Annotated in this window: 16 protein-coding genes; 4 read left to right on the forward strand and 12 right to left on the reverse strand. The window is 66.3% G+C overall.

All coding sequences use genetic code 11. The features are described 5' to 3' along the window. Positions 1-48: 48 nt before the first annotated feature. The gene (locus NCR39_RS27805; RefSeq protein ID WP_250455952.1) at positions 49-1,383 is read left to right on the forward strand and encodes an MFS transporter; all 1,335 of its coding nucleotides are present in this window, start codon (positions 49-51) and stop codon (positions 1,381-1,383) included. Positions 1,384-1,492: 109 nt separating this feature from the next. After that, entirely contained in the window at positions 1,493-1,897 is a 405-nt protein-coding gene (locus NCR39_RS27810; protein ID WP_250455955.1) for a hypothetical protein, read from the forward strand. Positions 1,898-1,919: 22 nt separating this feature from the next. Here NCR39_RS27810 and NCR39_RS27815 read toward each other — a convergent pair whose 3' ends face one another. Continuing rightward, positions 1,920-2,696, reverse strand: a complete 777-nt coding sequence (locus tag NCR39_RS27815; RefSeq protein ID WP_250455957.1) for a hypothetical protein — start codon at positions 2,694-2,696, stop codon at positions 1,920-1,922. A 216-nt stretch (positions 2,697-2,912) separates the two neighbouring features. Here NCR39_RS27815 and NCR39_RS27820 point away from each other — a divergent pair, with 216 nt between their 5' ends. Beyond that, entirely contained in the window at positions 2,913-4,688 is a 1,776-nt protein-coding gene (locus NCR39_RS27820) for an ATP-binding response regulator (RefSeq protein WP_250455958.1), read from the forward strand. Between the two features lie 15 nt (positions 4,689-4,703). Here the strand turns inward: NCR39_RS27820 and NCR39_RS27825 are convergent, their stop codons facing one another. The 11 genes from NCR39_RS27825 to tssJ form a co-directional block, all read right to left on the reverse strand. Continuing rightward, positions 4,704-5,408, reverse strand: coding sequence for a response regulator transcription factor (locus tag NCR39_RS27825; RefSeq protein ID WP_250455961.1), 705 nt, complete (start codon positions 5,406-5,408; stop codon positions 4,704-4,706). Positions 5,409-5,470: 62 nt separating this feature from the next. Next, on the reverse strand, positions 5,471-6,919 hold the full coding sequence (locus tag NCR39_RS27830) for an MltA domain-containing protein (RefSeq protein WP_250455963.1): 1,449 nt from the start codon (positions 6,917-6,919) through the stop codon (positions 5,471-5,473). Positions 6,920-7,735: 816 nt separating this feature from the next. After that, a complete protein-coding gene (locus NCR39_RS27835; RefSeq protein WP_250455965.1) occupies positions 7,736-9,595 on the reverse strand; it encodes a serine/threonine protein kinase in 1,860 nt (619 codons plus the stop codon). Then, on the reverse strand, positions 9,592-10,362 hold the full coding sequence (tagF, locus tag NCR39_RS27840; RefSeq protein ID WP_250455967.1) for a type VI secretion system-associated protein TagF: 771 nt from the start codon (positions 10,360-10,362) through the stop codon (positions 9,592-9,594). Before tagF ends, NCR39_RS27835 begins: the two co-directional genes overlap by 4 nt. Continuing rightward, on the reverse strand, positions 10,359-14,018 hold the full coding sequence (gene tssM / locus NCR39_RS27845) for a type VI secretion system membrane subunit TssM (RefSeq protein WP_250455970.1): 3,660 nt from the start codon (positions 14,016-14,018) through the stop codon (positions 10,359-10,361). Before tssM ends, tagF begins: the two co-directional genes overlap by 4 nt. A gap of 2 nt (positions 14,019-14,020) precedes the next feature. After that, entirely contained in the window at positions 14,021-15,343 is a 1,323-nt protein-coding gene (locus NCR39_RS27850) for a DotU family type VI secretion system protein (RefSeq protein ID WP_250455972.1), read from the reverse strand. Positions 15,344-15,363: 20 nt separating this feature from the next. Next, the gene (gene tssK / locus NCR39_RS27855) at positions 15,364-16,704 is read right to left on the reverse strand and encodes a type VI secretion system baseplate subunit TssK (protein ID WP_250455974.1); all 1,341 of its coding nucleotides are present in this window, start codon (positions 16,702-16,704) and stop codon (positions 15,364-15,366) included. A 209-nt stretch (positions 16,705-16,913) separates the two neighbouring features. Beyond that, complete coding sequence (locus NCR39_RS27860) at positions 16,914-17,597, reverse strand: hypothetical protein (protein ID WP_250455976.1); 684 nt, start codon at positions 17,595-17,597, stop codon at positions 16,914-16,916. Positions 17,598-17,907: 310 nt separating this feature from the next. Continuing rightward, positions 17,908-18,201: a hypothetical protein gene (locus NCR39_RS27865; protein ID WP_250455978.1), complete on the reverse strand. Its 294-nt coding sequence runs from the start codon at positions 18,199-18,201 to the stop codon at positions 17,908-17,910. Continuing rightward, the gene (locus tag NCR39_RS27870; protein ID WP_250455980.1) at positions 18,152-19,768 is read right to left on the reverse strand and encodes a type VI secretion system Vgr family protein; all 1,617 of its coding nucleotides are present in this window, start codon (positions 19,766-19,768) and stop codon (positions 18,152-18,154) included. The genes NCR39_RS27865 and NCR39_RS27870 overlap by 50 nt, the downstream gene beginning before the upstream one ends. Positions 19,769-20,135: 367 nt before the next feature. Then, on the reverse strand, positions 20,136-20,654 hold the full coding sequence (gene tssJ / locus NCR39_RS27875) for a type VI secretion system lipoprotein TssJ (RefSeq protein ID WP_250455982.1): 519 nt from the start codon (positions 20,652-20,654) through the stop codon (positions 20,136-20,138). 140 nt (positions 20,655-20,794) lie between these two features. Between tssJ and NCR39_RS27880 the strand changes: the two genes are divergently transcribed. Next, positions 20,795-23,023 carry a CHAT domain-containing protein gene (locus NCR39_RS27880; protein ID WP_250455984.1) on the forward strand — a complete coding sequence of 743 codons (2,229 nt, stop codon included), beginning with the start codon at positions 20,795-20,797 and terminating at the stop codon, positions 23,021-23,023. The last annotated feature ends 26 nt before the right edge of the window (positions 23,024-23,049 follow it).

Raw genomic sequence — 23,049 nt, forward strand, 5'->3', positions numbered from 1 at the left:
ACATCGACATCGACATCGACTCACGCCACACGCGCACTGGAGCACGACATGGATACCCCCGCAATCGCCGGCAACGCACGCACGAGTCAGCCCTTGAGCGGACGGGCGGCGCGCGTGCGCCTCGTCACGGCGGCTGCCGTCGGCAACGCGCTCGAGTTCTACGACTTCACCGTCTATGCGTTCTTCGCGCTCATCATCGGCAAGCTGTTCTTTCCGGTGCACGATCCGGTCGGCCAGTTGCTGCTCGCGGTGGCGAGCTTCGGCGTCGGTTTCTTCACGCGGCCGCTCGGCGGGATCGTCATCGGCATGTACGCGGACCGCGCCGGGCGCAAGAAGGCGATGCTGCTCACGCTCGGCCTGATGGCGCTCGGCACCGCGCTCATCGCCATTGCGCCGACGTATGCGCAGGCGGGCGTCGCCGCGCCTGTGCTGCTCGTGATCGCGCGGCTCCTGCAAGGCTTTTCGGCGGGCGGGGAAGTGGGCGCATCCACGACGCTCCTGCTCGAACAGGCGCCGTCGAATCGTCGCGGGCTGTATGCGTCGTGGCAGTTCGCGAGCCAGGGGCTGGCCGCGCTCGCGGGCGCGCTGACCGGCGTGGCGCTGAGCGCGGCCCTCACGCCCGCGCAACTCGAAGGATGGGGCTGGCGCGTGCCGTTCGTCATCGGCACGCTGATCGTGCCGGTCGGCTGGTGGCTGCGCCGCACGATGGAAGAAGCGCCCCGCGTGCAGTCCGTCGATGCCGCCGTCTCCTCGCAGGCGCACACGCACAGCAAGACGCCGCTTCGCGCGGTGCTGCGTCATCACGGCCGCGCGTTGCTTTCGGGACTCGGGCTCACCATCGGCGGGACGTCGGCGCATTTCATCATCGTGTTCTATCTGTCCATCTACGGCGTGAAGACGCTCGGCCTGCCCGGATGGACGTCGATGCTCTCCGGCTGCATCGCGGGCGCGGTGCTGTTCGTGCTGACGCCGGTGGGCGGCTATCTCTCCGACCGCTTCGGCCGCAAGCGTCTCGCGCAGGCCACGCGCATCGTGCTCATGCTCGCGATCTATCCGGCCTTCGTGCTGCTCAACCGCCATCCCACGGCGGGCACGCTGTTCGCGGTCGTCACGGTGCTTTCGGTCGTGCATTCGCTCAATGTCGGGCCGGTCGGCGCGATGCTCGGCGAACTCTTTCCGCGCAGCGTGCGGGCGACGGGCGCGGCTATCGTGTACAGCATCGGCGTGGCGATTTTCGGGGGCTTCGCGCAGTTCTTCGTGACGACGCTCATCGTCGTGACGGGCAGCGTGCTCGCGCCCGCGTGGTACGTGATCGCTTGCGGCGTGTTGAGCGTGATCGCGGTTCACTGCATGCGCGAGGGATCGCGCGAGGCGCTCGATTGAGCGATGCATCGGCGGTTTGCAATTGCATCGCGGGCCTACCATACTCGTTGTATCGTCGCCGTCCGGTGACGCAAGGAACGCTTCACCGCGAACTCGCTGGCTCACCGCAATGTCGATCGATTGGAAGCGCCGCGTCCGTCTTTTCGTTCAGCGTTTCTGGCAGCCGGTCAGCGCATGCATGACCTGCATGCCGGGAAGCTGGGGCAATCTGTTGAGCGTCGTGCACTGGACCATCGCGTTGCGCACGGGTCTGCTCACCGGAACGCTCGCCGTGCTGTTGAGCTTCGTGCCGGCGGTGAAGCGCATCTACGCGCTGCGCTTCGGCAACGCGCTGATGGTCGGCCTGCTCACCGCGCTCGGCGATGTCCTCTCGCACCGCAGCCACTATCGCATCGCGTGGCTGGAGCATGTGCTGACGGGCGTGATGGCCGGCCTCTTCGCGCTGGCCGCTTCGTATCTGCTCGAAGACCGGGCGCGCCGCGTCCGTGCGGCATGGGCGCGCGTTTTCCGCTGACACGCCACGCGCCCGTTCATCGTCAGGCCGCGCCCGGCCCCGACTCCACCGCGAGCAGATTCAGAATGACGAAGATCGCGGACTGATTGTCGGCGATGATCGCAATGCCGAGCGTCGCGCTGATCCATCGGCCGATCTTGGTGGCCGCGAAATCGTCGCTTTGCGCGCACTTCCTGAGGGTGACGCCGAGCTTGACCGCGCGATAGTGATACGACGGGATGTGATGCCGCGCCGCCACGCCCGACAGTCCGCCCTTGCCGCCCGACGACCAGCCGAGCGTGCCCGCGAGCACGAGCCGCTCGTACTTGTCGAGGCCGTCGATGAACGCGCGCGCAAGCCGCCGCACGCGCGCTTCGCTCAAGCCGTATAGCATCAGCACGGATTCGACCGGATCGGCCACGGCGTGCGCGTGTTCATCCACTTGCTGGCCGATGCCGTCCAGTTCGATCGATACGTCGCGCTGATAGCTCGCGCTTCGCAGGCAATCGATCAGAAAGCGCCTGAAATACGTGCATACGGCGTAGCGGCTCGACGGCGCGCTCTGATCGCTCGAATGCGATTCGGTATGTCCCGGTTCGAGCCTCAGCACCTTCGAGTAGATGAACTGCGCGATCAGCTCTTCCCTGTCTTCCCGAAGCGACTGCAACTCGGGCGGATGGTAGCCGCGCAACGCGCTGCGCACGAGCGTGTAGATCGAAACCATTTCGTCGTGCGACAGATGCGTCCTGCGCCGCCACAGCGTGGCCAGTGTCGATACGGGACCGGCATCGGCGGCCGCGTCCATCGTCGAGGTATCCATCGCATCCCCCCATATCGGTGGCTACGCGAGGAGTATGTTTTTTTCAGAGGGATCGTCCAATATGGATTAAGTGATAGCCGTCGCCTAAACTCTCGGGTAAACCAGTCGAGCACGGGACCTGCACGATCGCTTCACGGCCATGCCGTGCATGCGGTCCGGATCGTCCGCATGCTTTCTGAACTGACCCGGCGTGCACCGCGACAAGGGGATGACAGAATGCCAGGCGATCGTGAGCAAAGAGAGATCGACACCGATCTCGCGAACGCGCTGTATGCCGCGGACCCTGCATCGTTCATCGCGCACGGCTGTGCCATTTCCCTTCTCGGCGCGCTCTATCTCGCCCGCCCCGGCGACACGCGGCTCGTTATTCTCTGCATGCTTTTCCATGGCGTGGCCATCGCGCTCATGCTCTCCGTGTGGGCGTGGCGGCGTCTTCGTCCGCTTGGCTTGAGCGCGCGCGAATGGATCAATCTTCACGCGCTCGGCAATGTGGCGCTTCATGCGTCTCCCGGACTTTCGATATGGTTCGGAATCCAAAACGATATGGACGATGCCGCCGTCATTCACATCGTGCTGCTCGTCGCGCTGGCCGCGCTCGCGTATGCGTCGAACGGGCTTTGCGCGGTGAATCTGTCCGCCGCCGTGTTGACGCTGATCGCGCCCGCCATCGTGATGAATCTGATGCTGCCGTGGCCAGCGCGCGTTGAAATGAGCGCGGTGCTCGCCGCGTGCGGCGTCGCGGTATGCGTGTTCGCGGCGCAGCATCGGTGGCGTTATCGGCGCATTGTCGCGGCGCTCGTGAATCAGCAGCGGCTTGCCGAAACCATCACGCGGCAGAAGTGCCTGATCGAAGACGCGAGCCGCGCCAAGACCCGCTTCTTCGCCGCCGCGAGCCACGATCTCAGGCAGCCGCTGCACGCCATCGGCCTGCTGGCGCAAGCGCTGTGCGAACGCGGCGCAAAGGCCGAAGAACGCGATGAAACCGCGCAGCACATCATGGCGAACGTCGAGGCGCTGAACCATCTCTTCAATCAGGTGCTCGATCTCGCGCGCATCGAAAGCGGCGTCACGCAGGTCATCACGCAGCACTTCAGGCTTTCGGAACTGCTCGCGCGCATCGACAAGCAGTTCCGTCCCGCCGCCGCCGCGAAAGGGCTTGCGTTGCGCATCGCGCCGACCGATTGCATCGCGAACACGGACCCCGTGCTGCTCGAACGCATTCTCATCAATCTCGTGTCGAACGCGGTGCGCTACACCGAGCGCGGCGCGATCTGGATCGGCGTGCGGCATGGCGCGGATCGCGAGCGCTGCCATATCGAAGTGCGCGATTCGGGCATCGGCATCGCGCCGCACGAACACGAGCTGGTCTTCGAGGAGTTCTATCAGGTGCCGCTGCCGCAGTTCCCGGTGCGTCAAGGACACGGCCTCGGCCTGCCGACCGTGCGCCGCCTCATCCGCATGCTCGGCGACGAACTCACGCTGCGCTCGGACCTCGGACGCGGCACGACCGTCCGCGTGCCGGTCAGGGTAGGCGAGGCGGGGCTGATCAACGCGAGTCTTTCCGCGCCGCCTTCGGTGGGCGCGCCGCTCGAAGGCCGCCAGATTCTGTGTGTCGATGACGATCCCGCCAATCTCGACGCCCTCGGCACGCTGCTCACGCGCTGGGGCTGCGTCGTGCGCGGCTGCCGCGACGAACTCGCGGCGGTGCGCGCGATTGCCGAAGGCTTCGTGCCGGACGCTTTTCTTTGCGACTACCAGATCGGCCGTCAGCGGACCGGCGTCGAGGCGATTAGCGCGGTGCGCGAGGCGTTGCGGCGGCGCGGACACAACGAACTGGCGTGCGTGATGATCACGGGCGACGTGGCATCGCCCGAACTGACCGCGCTCGCCGCCGATGGCGTGCCCGTTCTGCGCAAGCCGGTGACGCCCGCACGTTTGCGCCGCACGCTCGACATGCTGTTGCAGGAGCGCGGGCAGAACGAGGCGGCGTGAATCGATACGAAGCGCCTAGAGTTCGCGCCCCGCCTGCAGCCAGCCGTTGATGACCGCGATCGCCGACGAGCGGTTATGCACGCCGAGCGCCCGGAAGATGACCGACAGATGGACCTTGACCGTTCCTTCGGCGACTTGCAGTTCGCGCGCGATCATCTTGTTGGTGCAGCCGCGATGCACGAACCGCATGATTTCGCGCTGCCGTGGCGAAAGGTTTTCCATCAGATGCAGATGATGCGGCGCGAGCGCGGCGGCGGGCCCGTTCGTCGTGATGGTCGGGGAAGGACACGCGGGCCGCGCCGGTGCAGCGCGCGCCGCGCCGATGAGACTGAGCGCTTCGATCGGCACGTACGCGCCGCCCGAGAGCACGAGTTCGATGGCCTTGAGCATCACGTTGGCCGGCTCGCGCTTGGGCACGAAGCCGAGCGCGCCGGCGGCGAGCACGGCGCGCATTTCATCGACGGACTCTTCCGCCGACAGCACGACGAGCGGCAGCGCGGGATTCGCCTTCAAGAGCGCCGCCAGCGACGACGCGCCCGCCATGCCCGACATGTGCAGATCCACGATGGCGAGATCGTGGTTCGCTTCGGGCCGCGCGGCGGCGGCGAGCGTGTCCCAGCTATCGGCTTCGTCGAATTGCGCTTCGGGATCGATTCCGCGCAACAGCGACTTGACGGCCTGACGGATCAGTTCGTGGTCGTCGGCGACGAGGAACCTCATGCTGTCTCCCGGCTGAGTGTCGTGATGCGCGCCGCTTCTCTCGTGCGCGCATCGCGCATCATTCACTGTGTATCGTCGACGCACAAGTCCGGGTCGCTCACGACGCAATCCGCAGCCGGCAACGCGGGTCCGCCGCGCACGCGCACGCCCGATTCCTTCGCGGAGATGCGCAGCCCCTTCGGCAGCAGCAGCCACATCTGCGCCGGCTGCTTCATTCTGCTCGCCTTCTGCTGCGCCTGCGCGCCGGTGCCGAAGAAGTAGTCGGCGCGCACCGCGCCACGTATCGCGCCGCCCGCGTCCTGCGCCATCAAAAGCCGCGTGACCGATGCCCCCGACCCGCTCTCGCTCGCATCGATGAAGACGGGTGCGCCGAGCGGCGTCGTTCGCGGATCGATCGCGGCGGAGCGTTCGGGCGACAGCGGCACGCCGAGCGCGCCGATCGGCCCCGACGACGAATCCGGAATCGGGCGGAAGAAGACGTAGCTCGGATCGGATGTGGCGAAGGTATAGGCGAGGGGCGTCGACGTTAGCGGTGCGGGTGCTGCCGTCGTTGCGCGCGGCGAATCGATTCGCGCCACGCCTGCATTTCCCGAAACCGATGGCGTGCTCACGCGCGCCGGATGCACCGCGGGCGTCGCGCCCTTCGCGAGCGTGAAGCCGCGCAGAAGCGGGGAGTCGGGATTGGCGTCGTCGGCGCTTTGATCGCCGCTCGCAGCCGATGCGTCCGCGTTCTGCCCGCCGCGCAGCAGCGGAGATTGCGGCGTGTCGTCGGATGCGGATGCGCCGCCGCTGTCCGGCGCGTTCGTCACGCTCACCGCGCCTTCTTCCAGCGCGATCTCCACGCCGCGCACGAGGATCTTGCGGCCCTTGCTCTGCGCGCTCGCGACCGGCGGATTGAACGCGAAGCCGTTTTGCTCGGCATATGCGAGGCGGATGGTGCTCACGCCGTCCTGCAGCACGATCTTGCCCGCGCCCTGCAATTGCATGGAGTAGAGCATCGCCGGGTCGGCGACATAGGCGAGCACCGGCGCATCGATGCGCCCGCGTTCGATCTGCGCCCGCGACAGGTACGGCACGATGCGCCCGCCCACGAGCCGCAGCCGCAGCTTCTTGTCGCGGATGTCGGGCACGCTGTTGCCCAGGTCGAGCGCGTAGACGCCTTTTGCGCGGCTCATCGAGAGCGCCGCGAGCGGCACCACCGTGCGGCCTTCGATGCGCGCCATCATCGGTTCCGAGCGTGCGTTCGGAGGCAGCTTGCGGGAATCGAGAAAGAGCATGTCGCGCGGGGCGCCGTAGACCGGGTACACGTACGGCGGTTCGTAGCGGCGGCTGCCGCGCATCACCGGTTCGTAGTAGCCCGTCAGCACGCCGCGCGACGTGCGGTCCACGTTGCTGATCTGGTAGACCGTGAAGTTCTCTTCGAAGAACTGGCGGATGGCGGTGCGGTCCGTTGCGCTTATCTTTCGCGATGCCGCGCAGGGGGACGCCCAGGCAGGTTTGCCGCTCAACACCGAGCAGCTTCGGCGGAAGGCTTCCCAGGATTCGGCTACATCGTCCTTTGACCAGCCTGGGACGGCTGTGAAGGGGACCGGTGTGTACAGGGCGTTCTTTGTCGCGAACGGGGTCGCGGGGCCGGACAGTTGGGCCGTTGGCGTCGACGGTAAAGGGCTCGGTATGCCCGGTTCCTGGCCCGTCTGGGCCGCGCTTACTATTTTCGCTTCTTCTTTCGCTTCGTTCTGTGTTGTTGGCGTGGGGGCATTTTTTGCCTCTGCGGCAGGGGGCGGCGGGTTTGTCGCGCAGCCACTCGCTAGTGTTATCGCCACTGCTGCAGCTAGTAACCTTTTTGCGTCGAACTTTTCAGGATCTTTCTCTTCGTGTGACATGGTTTCCTCGTCACGTTTTCCTCTTTCTTATTCTCGTGTCGGTCTATTAGCTCGCCCCTCCCCGGGGCGGGGGTCACTTTCTTTGCTGCTGCAAAGAAAGTAACCAAAGAAAGCAGCTTTTTCGCCCGCTGTTCTGAATCAGGGTGCACTCCGTAGAACCACGTTGGCACTCAGCTTGAATCAACCCTGAATCACCTTCCACGCCCACTGAGCGCCACGTCCTCCGAGCCCCTCGGCTCGTTAACACCATCAGTGCTTTCAATGCCTCGTGGTCTGTCAAGCCTTTCGGTTTTTCTTCATCCATCAAGCCATAACACAGCACTCCGTAGAACCACGTTGGCACTCAGCCTGAATCAACCCTGAATCGCCTTCCACGCCCACTGAGCGCCACGTCCTCCGAGCCCCTCGGCTCGTTAACACCATCGGTGCCTTTCATGTCACCCATCATTTAGACGAACGCACCACCTCGATTTTGAATGTCGACGCTCCATACGCCACCGGACACGACGGCGCCGCACTCCCGCACGACGGCACACCCGCAAACGGCGATGCACTCAACGTCCGCTGCGCCGCCGCCATTGCCTGCGCCGCCGACGACAAACTCGCGAACACCGAATCGTGCGTCAAATCCAGCGCCGAAAAATCTCGCGGCGCCAACGACACGATCGCCACAAAATGATTCTCCCCAATCGGCTCGCCCGCCTGCATCGGCCACGCCGCTCGCGGTAACACCATCCGCCGCCCCGCATCAATCCGATTGTCCCGATCCAACTCATTCGGAAATAACTGCAAATACTGATTCGCCGGATCGACCGCGAACACATACAGATAGCCATCGCGATTACTCGTCACCATGAAGCGCAACCGGTCCCGATCAACCACCGCTCGCGCCAACGGCACCTCCACCTTCACCCCAATCGACGGATCCGCCAACGCCTCTATCCGCGCAAACTCACCAGCCGGCGTGTACGGCGGTAACGCAGGCGGCGGCGGTGCAGCCGCTATCGATACAGGCGTTGCCACCGCCGCCGCCTCGTTCGCCGTCCTCTGCACATGATCGACACGCGCCACCTGCGGTCCATTCGGTCCATTCGGCCCATGCTGCATCAGCTTCGGCACGAACCAGCCGAGCGCCGCCGCCGCCAGCGCGCCCGCCGCGCCGACCACCCACCGCACGCGCCGCCGCGATGCACCTCCATTTCGCGATGCATCCGTGCCCGCCGCACGCTCCGCCGATGCCACATCCAGCGCAATGCCCAGTTCATCCGCGAATTGCCGGTCCGTCTGCGGCCGGTCCGCGGGCGACACCGCCAGCGCATGATCGATCGCCCTCAGAAAGCGCTCCGAATAGCGGCCCGCCGCCAGCTTCGCGAGCGGCTGATACGCATCGCTCACCATGCGCCCGACCGACGGCGGCGGCGTCTTGCCCGTGATCGCGAAATACACCATCGCGGCCAGCGCGTAATGATCCGTCCACGGCCCCTGCCTCAGCGACGCCACCTCCGCATACTGCTCGATCGGCGCATAACCCGGCTTCAGGATCACCGTCAACGCCTGCGTCATGTCGCCGATCACGCGCCGCGCCGCGCCGAAGTCCAGCAGCACCGGACGATGGCTATCGTCCAGCAAGATGATGTTGTCCGGCGATATGTCGCGATGAAAACAGTTCGACGCATGCAGCACGGCGAGCGCATCGACGAGCGGCGTCAAGAGCGCGCGCAGCCACGCTTCGTCCGGCGGCTTCGGCATCGCCTTCAACGCATCCTTGAGCGTCACGCCCCGGTAGTACGGCATCACCATGTACGCCGTGCCGTTCGCCTCCCAGAAGCGATACACCTTCACGAGCGACTGATGATCGAATCGCGCAAGCAGCCGCGCCTCGTCGTTGATGAAGCTCTTCAGCCCGGCGCGAAACATGCTCTCGTATCGCGACGACTTCACCTGCACCTGCGTCGCCCCGACGCGCGCCGCCAGCGCCGTCGGCATGTACTCCTTCACCGCCACCTCGCGATCCAGCGACGTATCCAGCGCGCGATACACAATGCCGAAGCCGCCTTCGCCAATCAGCCCCAAAATCTCGAACTCGCCGAGCCGCGTGCCGGGCGGCAGGACGCCATCGGTCGAAGGCATCGGGGAAGCAAGAGGCATGTTCGGCATGTTCGACTCATTCGGCACCGGCACGCGCGCGCCGCTCACGATCACCGTCTTGTCGTCCTCGCCGCCGGACTCGATGTTGACCTCGGTCTTGCCTTCGTCGCCGCTGTCCGGATCGCGCTCGCCGGGAAGCCTGCCGCTCGCGTTCATGATGCGCGGTCCCGCAAGAGCGTCGTGAAAAGCGCCGTGTCCGGCAAGCCGTACGCGGGCCAGATGGTGAACGGGCGGGGCGTCGCGATCGGTGCATCCGGCGCATCTTGCGCGTCGTCCGGCGCAGGTTGCGCGCACTGCGCCGACGTCCACATGCTCATGCCATCAAGCTCCGTCTGCCAGACCGGGGCGAAGGTGCGCGCGAGCGCATCCGGCAGCGCCGCCGCCGACTGCACGATCCACGGCTCGGTCAGCACGGCCGCGCGCGCGTCGATGAGCGGCGGCGCGGGCGAGGGCGCGGGCAGCGCGGCAAGCTGCGCGTCGAGGCGCTCGATGCTGTGATCGAAATCGAGCGCGGCGAGCGCCACGCCTTCTATCGCCGAAAGCCAGTCCCACAGCGCGACGATCTCGCCGCCGCGCGCAGGCGGACACGGCAGCGACGCCGCGATCGTCAGCGGAAAATGCCGGCCCACGCGATCCACCGACGCCATCACCACGCCCGCCCAGCATTGCGTGAGCGTGGGCGCGATCGCGCCCGGCATCGCGAAGAAGCGCCACACCGGACACGTCAGATAGAGCGCGAGCCAGTCCGCGCCGAGCGCAAGCTGCGTTTCCGCGACGCGCTGCGCGAGCCACGCGTCCCACGGCGCGACGAACGCATCCGACAGCCGCCGCGCCGCGAAATCGCCGAGCGATGGCAGCTTGCCGTACCAGCCGGGAATGGCCGGGCGTTCATCGGCGAAGGCGTCGGCGAGATCGTCGCTCATAGGCGTTCCGGACACGAGAACGCGCGCAAATCGGCGAGCCGGAACGGATTCTCGACGCTGTTCGCCGTCACCTCGAAGCGCGCCTTGCGCCCCTCCACATCGAACGTGACGATGAAGCGCTCGGGCTGGCCCGTCGGCTGCACGTCGAGCCGGTCGAACATGCGGAAAAGCGCCCACGGTCCCTCGAACACCAGATTGCCCGCCGCGTTCGACGGCGGCGGCGTGAGTTGCAGGCTCACGCGGCCCGAGCCGCGCGCGCCGGGCCACTGAATGGTCGATGGAACCTGCGGACCGTGCGCGTAGGTGAGAATTTGCCCGTCGATGTCGAGCGTGAACGAAAGAATCGACGGGTCCATGTCGAGCGGCTTGAACTGCAGCGCGAGCGACGGCGTCTTGCCGCCGCCCCGAAAGAACACGCCGCGAATGGTCGCCGCGCGCTCGAACTGTGCGAGCCCGGCGGGGCTGATTTGCGTCGCGGTGGAATCGGATTTCTTGAAGGCCCACGGTTTCGCGGATACGTCCACGTCCTGCGCCAGGTTCTTCTGGAAGAAGTCGTCGAACTTGCCGCCCGGCGCGAAAAGCGCGCCGAAGTCCTCGGGCAGCACGTCGCGGCCCGACGCCGGCACGAACGGATAGCGCCCGGCCACCGCGCGCTCGCAGAACGCGGCGATCGACTCCTTCAGATCCGCCGACAGATTCACGCGACGCGCCTGCAGCGTCTGCGCCGCGCCCTGGCTTCCGAGATCGAGCAGCGCGGTGCGGATCGGCTCGGGCATGCGCGCGGCCTGCGAACGCAGCTTCGCGGGCGCGTCCGAAGGCGGCGGCGCGGTCTTTTGCTGCAAGGCTTCGTCGGTGGCGCTCAGGTACGCGTAGACATCGTTGATGAGCGCGAGCGTCTGCATGATCGGCGCGGGCTGCCCGCCGCCGGGACTCGTCGCGAGCGCGCGCAGGCCGGCGAAGCGGTCATCGACGACGCTCTCCAGCCGCATGCCCGGCGCGACCGGCGCAATGCGCGTCGGGTCCGGTCCGCGAATGATCTTCTCCAGCCGCTCGCGCGCCGCGCTGATCTTGTCGTTCGCCTTGTCGACGACCGTCGCTTCGTTGTCCGGCTTCGCGGCGAGCGTCGTTTCCCGCGATGCGGCCCGCACGAGCATCGCGAGCGGCGAATCCGGCGCGGAGAGAATGCGCGCGATCTGCACCGATTGCGAAAGCGTGTCCGCGCGCACGATGCGGATGTCGTTCAGAAACTCCGTCCACGTGCGCGCGTAGTCCTGCAAATACAGCAGCCGCACGTCCTGCGTCAGGCGCTGCATCGCTGCGGGATCGCCGCGCGGCAGGCCGCTTTGATCGCGGATGCCGAGCACCCACGGCTCTTCGCTCGCGAGTTGCGCGGCGGTGTCATCGACGGCTTTCAGGAACGCCTTGTGATAGCCGTCGAACGAATACAGCCCCGGCACGCCGCGCGTGAGCGGCGCGCCGCTCGCCCGCACGAAGACGAGCTGCGCGTTCGGCCCGCCCGCCCGCGCGACGGTGAATTCCGGATAATCCGCGCCCACGCCTTGCTGCTTCACGCGCCCGTAGACGCGCTGCGCGAGCGTGCTGGCGGCGAGCATCGAACGCACGCTCGCCACGAGGCGCTCGTCGAAAGGCAAATCGGGATGCACGACGCCACGCGAAAACAGCGCATCCAGATGACCCGTCAGCGCCGCGCGCTCCTCGTTGCCGACTTCGCGCGGCAGCGAGCGGTCCCAGTCGGTGACGATCCACACCTTGAGCGCATCGGGGTCCTGATGATCCGGCTGATGCAGCATCAGATACGCCTTGAGCGCTTCGTACGCGTAGCCGGGATTCGACGCGTTCGCGCTGCGCGCCTGCTCCTCGATGCGCGCGGCGAGCTTCGGCAGGAAGAGATCGGTGAGCAGCCGTTCGTACGCGCCGTTCGCGGCGGCGTCGAGCTTCGCGCCTTGCCACAGGCCCCATTGCATCGCGAGCGGCGGATGCGCGGCATCGACTTGCGGCGTGGAGCCGAGCTTTTGCACCGCCGAGAGCATGGGCAGCAGCGCGACGAGACTCGTATTCGCCGCCGATGTCCCCGCGACCGCCTCTTTCGCCGCGCGCGCCGCCTGTTCGACGTTCTGCACATACGCGCGGTTGCGCAGATAGCTCGTGCCCCACAGCGTCAGCACGCACGCGCTCAGCGCCGCGATGCCCGCATACGCCGAAAGCCGCCGCAGATGCCGCCGCCGCGCCCATTGCAGGTTCGATCCCGCGAGCCCTTGCTCCGCGAACACGACCTGCTTCAGCAGGCGTTCGATGAAATAGCTGCGCCCGCCCGATGCACGCGCCGTCTGCGCGCCGCGCTCGCCGCGATCGATGCGATCGATATGAAACGCCCGCGCGAGCGCACCCATCACGCGATCGATCGGCGTGCCTTCCTGCGTGCCGCTCGTGAAGTAGACGCCGCGCACGAACGGAAGCTCGTCGTGCTTCGACTGCACGAAGGTCGCGGCGAGCGCTTCGGCCAGCACGGGCTTCAACGCCGCGAACTGCTGCGGAAAGCCGATGATCGCCGCACGCGCGGCAAGCCCGCTTTCCGCGTTGAGCCGATCCGGCACGCGCGCGACGAGCCGCGCTTCGAGCGCGTCCAGTTCGGCCTCGATGCGCGAGGTGAATTCGGCGTCGGTCAAGGGATGCGCGGGATCGTACGGAAACGTGAAGCCGAAGACCTGCGCGCGCTCTTCCTTCGACATGTCCGCGAAAAACTCCGTGAAGCCCGCGAGCAGATCCGTCTTCGTGACGAGCACGTAGACCGGAAAGCGCGTGCCGAACGCCTGGATCAGCTCGCGCATGCGGGCGCGCAGCGTGGCGGCCATGTCGCCCGCGTTCGCGGACGTGGCCGCGAGCAGGTCGGGCACGGCGAGCGTGAGGAACACGCCGTTGATCGGCTGGCGCGGGCGCGTCTTCCTGAGCAGCGCGAGAAAGCCCTGCCACGCGGTCTGGTCGGCGTCGCGGTCGCTTTCGTGCGTGGTGTAGCGGCCGGCGGTGTCGATGAGCACGGCTTCGTCGGTGAACCACCAGTCGCAGTTGCGCGTGCCGCCGACGCCGCGAATCTTGTCGGTGCAGAATCGGTCGGCGAGCGGAAAGCGCAGGCCCGAATGGACGAGCGCGGTCGTCTTGCCCGCGCCCGGCGCGCCGATGAAAATGTACCACGGCAACTGATACAGATATTGCCTGCCCGAGAACGTGATCCAGTCGCGCCAGCCGGGCTTGCCGCCGGACGCGGCGATGCGCGCGTCGCGCAGCACGGCGAGCGCTTCGTCGAAGCGTTGCGAGAGCGTCGCGACTTCCGCTTCGCCCGCCGATGGCGCCGCGGCGCGCGCGGGCGGCGGTGCGTCATGCATCGCGAGTCCGGCCGACAATCCCTTCGACAGCGCCGCCTGTGTGCGACGCGCGCGCCACGCGGAGAGCAGCATCCGCAGCACGAGCAGCAGCGCGACGCAGCCGATGGCGATGCCGCGCGCCGTCGCCGATTCGAGCGGATAGTTGCCCGCGAACGACAGGAGCGGCCCCGCGATCCAGAGCACGCCGGCGATCAGCAGGAAACCGATGATCGTCAGCAGCACGGGATGAAACAGGATCGAGAGAATCTTCTTCATGATCACGAACCCGGCCTGGCGAAGAGCGTTACCTCGACGCGACGGTTGCGCGCGCGGCCGGCGGGCGAATCGTTGGGCGCGAGGGGATCGGCGTCGCCCTGGCCTTCGGCTTTCAGGCGCGCGGCGGGGACCGTGGCGGCGAGCAGGTCGCGCACGTTCGCCGCGCGTTCCTGCGACAGTTCCCAGTTCGACGGATAGCGCGCCGAGCGGATCGGCTGGTCGTCGGTGTGGCCGGTGACGAGGACGTTGCCGGGCACCGCGCCGAGCGCCGCCGCGATGCGCCCGATCAGCGGCCGCGTTTGCGCCGACACTTGCGCGCTGCCGGGGCTGAACACGTTGTCGCCGTGCAGCGTGATGACCGAGCGATCGACGCGGTCATCGACGGCGACGAGGCCATCGCGGATATCTTGCGCGAGGAATTCGGCGAGACGCGGCTTCGCCGCCTGCGTGACGACGAGCGGGCGTTGCGCGCCCGCGCGGATCGATGCGAGCGTGGCGAACGCCGGGTCCGAGAGGCGGCCGAGCTGGAAGCTCATCGCGAGCCACGCGGCGGCGAGCACGAGCAGCGCGAGCGCGCCCGCGACCCAGACCGGCAGCACGTCGGTGGCGCGGCGGCGCGCGGCGGGCACGCCTTCCCAGTGCGGCGACAGCGCGCGCTCCGGCTCGCCGCGCTCCTTGCGGATCAACTGATGAAGCCGCGCGCGGATCGCGTCGAGCGTTTGCTTGCCCTGCGCCGCCACGCGATAGCGCCCTTCGAAGCCGAGCGCGAGCACGATGTTCGACAGCTCCAGCAAATGCAGATGCTCGGACGGCTTTTGCGCGAGTCCCGCGAGCAGCTTGAAGACTTTTTCGCCGCCCCACGCTTCGTTGTGGAACGTCACGAGCAGGCTTTGCCGCGCCCACACGCCCGCGCCCCACGGCGTGCCGGACGCGGCTTCGTCGAGCATGGTGCAGACCATGTAGCGCGCCGCCGTGACCTGCTCGGCGGGGACGCCGTTCGCGCGCGCCTGCGCTTCGAAGCGTCGCACGCCGGCGGCGAGCGAATCGCGCAGCGCGGCGGGATCGGCGCAGGCGCTCATCGCACGGATGCGCGGCGCGAGTTGCAGGAGCGGCGCGCACGCGGCGACGAGCGGATTGACCGCGCCGCCCTGAACGAACGCCGCGTCGAACGCGCGCGGGTCCGTGCCCGATGCGAACGCGCCTTCGCCGCCGCCGATGCCGCCCGTCTCGCTCGCGCCCGGAACGCGGCGGCGCGCGCCCGGATTCGGCTTGATCATCGTCTGGTCGGATTCGAATCCGGCGAAGGGATCGTCGTGGTTCGTCATGTCGTCGATGCCCGATGGTCTCAATGGCGGATCGCCCAGAATTCGAGTTCGAGCGCCGGAAATTCGCCCGCGATATACATCGCCAGGTTGCCGGTCTGCTCCAGCTCCTTCCACAGTTCGCCGCCGCGATCCAGTTCGAAATACGAAAAGCCCGCGTGAAACGGAATCTGGCGCGGCGCGACCGGCATGGCGCGCAGCCCGATGCCCGGCAGCGCGAGATTGACGAGATCGCGCAGCTTTTCGGCGGGCGCGATCTTGACCTGCGTCGGAAAGCGCGTGCGCAGCGCCTCGCCCGGCATCTGCGCGTTCGCCGCGAGCACGAAGCCTGCGCTGCGCACGAGTTCGAGGTCGTTGATCATCGCGACGCGCACGCCGGGCTTGCGGCTTTGCAGTTCGATGGCGACGGCGTCCGGTTCGCGGACCTGCGCGAGCAGTTGGCGCACGTCGCGCATGAGCGGTTCGAACGACGCGGCGATGTCGTCGTGCCGATACGGCGGATACGCGGGCACGCGGCGGCGCTCGTCGAAGGCGGCGAGGTCGCCGGCGAACGCGAGCGTCGTCTGATAAAGGCGTTCGGGATGCAGCAGCGGCGAGTGCAGCAGATGCGCGTATTGCGGCTCGAAGCGATTGAGCGTTTGCAGCAGCAGAAAATCCGCGATTTCCGCGACGCCGCCGCGCCCCGGATTCGCGAGGCGGCTCGCGAGCCGGTCGGCGTGCTGATGCGCGAGTCCCGCGAGTTCCTGCGCGTAGCCGAGAAGACGCGTGTCGGCGAGCGCGTGGAGCATCGGCGGGATATAGGCGGGATCGAGCAGCACGCGATTGTCCGCGCGGCGCTCCAGCACCCGCGCGAGGCCGATGGTCGCGAAGGCGTCGGTGGCGTCGCGCGCGAGCATGAGCCGCAGGTTCGGCGCGCCGACGCGGATTTGCGCGACGCGGTCGGTGCTCGTGGTGACATCGGCGACGGAGGTATCGCTCGTGCGATAGCGCAGGTGATCGACGCGTTCGGTGGCGGCGGCATCGGAGTCGAACTCCTTGGCGCCTGCGCGGGCGAGCGGCAGCGCGAGCAGCACGGTTTCGTCGCGCGTGCCGGGCGGGATGTCGAGCGGGGGCGGCGCGGGGGCGTCGTCGGGAAAGGAGAACGCGACGCCGTCGGGCAGCACGCCGAACGCCTGCGACAGCGCGATCTTGCCGAGCCCGAGCGCGATGTCGTCGAGGGTCGCGGCGGCCCAGCCCCACGACCACGCTTCGGTCGCGCGCGCATGGGAGCGCACGAGATGCTCGATGAAGCGGTCGTGCTGCTGGAAATGCTGGGGTTCGAGGAAGAGGCCCTCGGACCAGATCATGCGTTGATGCCAGGTCATGGCGGCTCGATTCCTTGGCTCGGGCGGGCGCTTCCAGGACGCGAGGGCGTTCGGGCGCTCCGGTCAAAGAACGATTGGGGGCGGGGAATTTGGAAGGGGGCTTGTTTTACGCAGATGTCCTATGACGATAGGGCAAGCGTTGACTGCGGGATGGGCCAATGGGATGGACCACGCCGGGCAGGGTACGGTCGATCGCGCGATGAAACGAGCTACGCTTGGTCTTGAGTCTCGATTTCTTCCAGATCGCGAAGGGCCAAGCGAACGGTATTAGCTCGCATAAGGTGATAGCTATCCGTTCCCAATTGCGAGCGAAGAATCTCCATCATTCGTTTTGCCTTGAGGTTTGGATCGACGTCCTGGCCAGCCCATCTGCTTATCCCGGCCAGCTCCGCAAACCTTCGATACATCAGGTCGACTACTTCGCCAAAGTTCTCGGTCGGCCGATCTTTGATCGTTTCGTAGAGGCCCGATTGAGTTCCGATTTCAAGTAGCGTGTCTTCGTATGTATTGAGGAGTTTCTCGATCTCGGGTGGCACCCAAAGCATCCACTGCTGCCTCGTTCGAACGATGTGTTGCCAGTGTCGAAAAGCTTCTTTGCACGGCCCTTTCTCGATCAATGTCACAAGGGCGTCGCCCCAGTCTCGAACATATTGCTCACAAAACTCCACGTATTTATCAAAAGTGACGTTGGCTACGTGCGACCCTGCCATTTCAAAAAGATGGCGTACCGCCTCCCGCCTCGCTTCCCTTTGGGCGCCACGGCGAGCGAGGAAAATTGCCACGGCCTGAGCAATGCAGGCACCTAAGACTGTTCCAGCGAATCCAATGAGCGCCGCGATGGGAAGCGTATCGGTGGCCGCAGCGTTGGCGGCAATAACAGCAGATGCGGTCATCAGTCTTGCCTGTGTGAGAAGCTTTGTGAATTCCGATACGTTCGATCTAAACGGCGTCGACTCGGCAACGCAATTCGACGCGCCGAATTGCGCGTGTGAAAGCCGTAGTTGGTTTGTGCCTTGTGATGACATGGCGATGACGCTAGACGATGACAACGGTGAGCCTTGCCGCTCGCTTGCCTTATGCCCTCTCAGCGTCGCTCGCGTCGAGCATTGCGGTCTGGTCACTAGCGATCAGCATTCGCGCCGCTGTTACATCCGGCATGCTTTCCGCTCATCGATGGTCGGACGTGCGCGGCGATCGAGCCGCTCACCTCCGCGCGCGCTCATGGAAATCGCTGCACACCTTCCGTTGCTTGTAGATCGTGCCGGCAGGGACACCGACAAACCCAATCAATGCGCCAACGCCCAGCACACCCCATAGCCAGCCGGGTTCCGCTTTCGTCGATATCAGCAAGACTTCGAACAAGAGGGTAAGGGAGCAGATGAACGCGGTAACGGACACTTCCCACAAGTCGATTTCCGGCTCCTTGACCGAGGCAACCGGCGCATAGTCATTGCCAATCAGGTTCAGACGCAAGCCTTGAGCGTCGGGCATCGCCACGAGCTGCGGTCCTTGACCGTATTGCACCGACTGCACTGCGAGCGCTTGCAGCACTAATGGACCTGCCGGGCCGGGCACCCCGATGGCTTGGTCGAGATCGAGCGGCGTCAGGGGCGGCGTCCTGCGAGTTATGAAGCGCATGCAGGATGTAAGGCAGGTCGGGATTGCCCGCGAGGAAGGCTATTGCTATCTCCGTCCCTGGTATGTAAGGCATGTGGACGCCGCTTTGCCACTTGCCCGCGAACGGCTTGCCAAGCCGCAGACGGCAGCTATTCAGGCCCGCTACGCGTGGCTCGCGGTCATCGTGGAACTGGACGATGTACTCGCCGTGTTCATCGAGGTACGGCCCGCTAAACTCCGGCGTGGAAGCGATCGTTCCCGTGATCGTTCCTTCGATACGAGGCCACTCTGTTTCCCGCAGCGGCATTCGATACAGCCGGTCCGATGGAATCGCCGTGAACTCGACCTTGTAGCCTTGCTTGCGTGAGGCGCTGCACGTCATGCGGGTGACCAGCAGCCCGTGCTTTGCATCGGCCAGCGTGTGATGGGTCAATGCGAGCACCGTACCGGGCGTGACGTTCCACGAATCGCTGGTGCCCCGGTACTCGATCTGCGCGGCCTCGGCGGCTTCGCGGCGCAGCAGTGCTTCGCGCTGCGCGTCCTCCTTCGTTTCGATGGCGAGACTCGCCCGCGACGTTTCGCCGTAGGTGCTGCTATCGTCCTTCTCGCCGTGAATCTGCTCGGTCGCCTCGATCGGATGCGGTGCGTGCCGGTAGTTGTAGCTGCGCACGTGGTACGTGGTCGGAATGCTGACCGCGTGCATCTCCAGCGACTTGACCGACTCCGCGTCCTGCGTGTTCATGCCGGACTCAGGACGGAACGGCAAGGCGAACGGACGGTTGCCGTTCGCTCTGTCGCGCCGGTAGTGCGTGAGGTCATCGCCGATGGTGACGACTTCACAATCTTCGCCTTCCTCACAGAAGAACCAGATGCCCGTGCGCTGACATAGCCGCTTGAGGAAGTCGAGATCGGACTCGTGCCATTGCGTGATGATGCGGCGTGTCCGATAGCTGCGGTACAGCTTCATGACCGCGCGCGCCCAGACCTTGTTGAAGCCGTGCTCCTTCAGCAGTTGGTCGATGATGTCCGGCTCGCTCATGCCGAAGAAGAAGCGCACCTTTGGCGTGTTGCGCAAAAGCGCGAGGCGCGACTCCAGCACGACCTCATAGGTGCTTTGGTTCGGCGAAGAGGAGAGCTTGGAGAAGGCTGTCACCACGCCATACTTGTGACGCGGCGGGTCGGGCTTGAGTTGCCGTAGCGGGTCATGCGGAAACTGGAGGAGAAGCGATCCGCGCTTGCCGAGGTACTCGTGCTGGGACAGATCGTGCGATGTATGCGTGAAGCTAATCTTGTAACGGCTCTCCTGGCCGATGGCTTCATCGCCTTCGAAACTGAAGATGTCGGCCGTGGCCGAACTGAGCGCGCCGCGTATCTCCAGAAAATAGCGTTGGTGTTGTCCCTGGAAAGCCTGTTCGCGTCTTTCCAAGTAATCGTCTCGGCGATTCAACTGGTTCTCCTTTGCGGTCAATCCGCGCTGAAGTCAAAAAGAAGCCCCGCTCAAGGGCGGGGCTAACGAAGTTCCTACGAGAGTACTGAGCCTCCGAGACCGTTGGAGCAGGCCCAACATTCAAGTGTGTAATCGAATCTGGTGATGCCAAATACGAAAATTCTGAAACTCAATGAACGAGAAGGGCGTCGAGCGGACGCCTATCGCTGAGCAACTTTCGAACTGCGCGGTTTGTGCGATTCGAGTGGCAGGAATTTGTCGCTTCGTCTGAACTTCCGATGCGTGGTGGTGCCGCGAGTGATCGAGAATTCCCTGGACGCGCTCATTCGCGACGTCTGCGAATTAAGCGTCCAAAGCCCCACCCCCCTCACTTCCCCGCCTTCTTCCCCACCCCCACCGCCTGCGCCGCGATAGTCACATCGGCTGCATCGACGCGCACGTTCATCACCGTCGTCTGATTCGGCGGCACGGGTTCGGTGATACGCCAGCGCGATCGTTCGATATCGCGATACGCCGCCATCACCGCGACGAACTTCGTCCCTGGCTGCACCGTCTGCTCGACGCTGCGGCTTTCGCCCGGCTTCAGCAGAAACTCGTTCTTCGCGTTGAGATCGCCGCCGAGCGTCGCCTGATCCTTGCCGTAGAGCGTGAAGAAATCGGCGCTATCGAAGGCGGCGGTCGTCTTCAGCTCGTACACGCGCACGACGACGGGCGAGGGCCGCCCCGTGCGATCCGGATTGACGCCCGCGAGCGCATTCACGCTGATTCGCACGATGGTCGGCGCGGGCGGCGGCGGAGGCGGCGACTTGCACGCGGCCACGCCGAGCATGCAAAGCAACACGGCGAAACAAAGCCGCGTGAAAGCCAGAAATCGCGCGCTGTCCATGATCCGTGATGACCGCCTCAGTGAAACCGCCGACACAGCAGCAGACGATCCACGCCGCCGCGTTTTTTAAATCGGCTGCGGTGTTTCGTTTAATCGTGGCACTGCATCGCACGATGCGGCGGTCATCGAGGAGCGCATTCGTGAAACCGATTGAGCGGATCGCGCCGGCCCGTCTGAAGGCCGGCGCTCGCGTCGCGAAAAGCGACGCACGGCGGATCGCCACCATCTTCGCGATGTGCTGCGCGCTCGCCGCCGCCGCGTTGCGCGCCGATGCGCAAACGGCGCAAACGGTGCAATCGGCGCAAACGGCGCAATCGGCGCAACCCTCGCGCGACGAAGCGCCGACGCCCGCCGCGCGCCAGGCCGAAGCCCGCGTGCGCGACGCCGAGACCATCGCGACGCTCTCGCAGGAAGGACGCCTTCTGCTCGCGCGCGATCAGGTCAAGCTCGACGGCTACGCGTACTGCAGCATGTCCGTGGCGGCGGCGGAGCGCGGGGATTTTCGCGAGAGCATCGAGGCGGCGTCGCGCGCGCTCGTCGTGGCCAGGGAGACGGACAACGCGAACCTCGCCGCGTTGTCGCGCCGCGATCTGGCCATCGCCTACAGCTACGCGGGCGATCTCCCCGACGCCGAACGCTACGCGAAAGAGGCCATCGCCGCCGGGGAGAAGAATCCGCAGCAAGTGCTCGCGCCCGCGCACAAGGTGCTCGGCGACATCGCGGCACGGCGCGGCGATCCGGCCGCCGCGCTCACGGAATATCGCGCGGCGCTCGCGACGGCTTCGGCGCGGTATCGGCCGATGGTGCTGCTCTCGATCACCAACGCGCAAATCGCCGCCGGCGATGCAGCCGGCGCGCGCGCGACCTTCGAGGAAACCGGCGGCATCGACGACACGCTGCTCGCGCCGCTCAGGAAACGCATCGAAGGCAATCTGCTGCTCGCCGAGCACAAGCCGCAACAAGCGCTCGACGCGTTCGCCGCCAGCGCCGCGAAAGGCGGTTCCGACGCCAGCTACGACAAGCTCTGGGCGCAGGAAGGCATGGGCCGCGCGTACCTCGCGCTCGGCGACCGCGCGAAGGCGCGCGACGCGTGGCTCGCCGCGCTCGACGAATCCGAGTCCATCCGCGCGCGCTTTCGCAGCGACGAGTTCAAGACCGGTCTCTTCTCCGACACGCAAACGGTCTTCGAGGAAACGATCGCGCTCGTCGTCGAAGACGGCGATTACGCAGAGGCGTGGGCGCTCTCGGAAAAAAGCCGCAGCCGCGCGCTGCTCGACGTGGTGCGCAACCGGCTCGCATCCGGCGTCGACGAAACGCAGCTCAACGGCCGCGCGCTTTCGCTCGACGACGTGCGCGGCGCGCTGAAACCCGGCGAGGCGATCGTCGAATATCACGGCCTGCCCGACAGGATGATCGCGTGGGTCGTGCGCGCCGACGGCCTTCAGGGTTTCACGCTGCCGATCACGCGCCGCGACATGGCGCTCGCCGTCAACGACTTTCGCGGCGCGATCGTCCGCGGGCGGCCGCAGGCGCTCACCTACGGCGCGAAGCTCGACGCGCTGCTCATCGCGCCGCTCGGCCTGCGTCCCGGCGAACGGCTCGTCGTCGTGCCGAACGGCGCGCTGCACTACATGCCGTTCCAGGCGCTGAAGAACGCGGACGGTTTCCTGATCCAGCGGCATGCCATCGCGCTCGCGCCATCGGCGAGCGTCGCGGTGCAGCTCGTGCGGCGGCAGCAGCGCGTCGCGAGCAATCTCGTCGCGTTCGGCAATCCGCGCATTGCGCCGGAGTTCGATCTGCCCGGCGCGGAAGCCGAAGTCCGCGCCATCGGGCCGCTCTTCGCGCAGCGCGAATCCTTTCTGCACGACGACGTCACGCGCAAGACCTTCAGCGACAACGCGCCGGCCGGCCGCATCGTGCATGTGGCGACGCACGCGCAAGCCGACACCATCGATCCGCTGCATTCCCGCGTGCTGCTCGCGCCCGCCACGCAGCCCGCCGACGGTCCCGACCCGCTGCTCGCGGAGGACATCTACAACCTCAAGTTCAATTCCGTCGCGCTCGTGACCTTGTCCGCGTGCGAGACGGCGCTCGGGCGCATCGAGCGCGGCGACGAAATCATGGGCTTCACGCGCGCGTTCTTCTACGCGGGCGCATCGGCGCTGCTCGTGTCGATGTGGCCCGTCGCCGACGAATCCACCGCGCTCACCATGCGCACGTTCTACGGCGCGCTCACGAAAGGCGAGGAGGCCATCGACGCGATGCGCGACGCGCAACTCGCCGTGCTCGCCGACGGCAAGTTCGCGCATCCGTTCTACTGGGCGCCCTTCGATCTGATGGGCAACTGGCGGCTTTCGGTCGCGCGCTGAAGCTCGTGCCCGCTTGATCTTCGCCT

Source organism: Caballeronia sp. ATUFL_M2_KS44 (genome assembly GCF_023630965.1).
Classification (GTDB): domain Bacteria; phylum Pseudomonadota; class Gammaproteobacteria; order Burkholderiales; family Burkholderiaceae; genus Caballeronia; species Caballeronia concitans.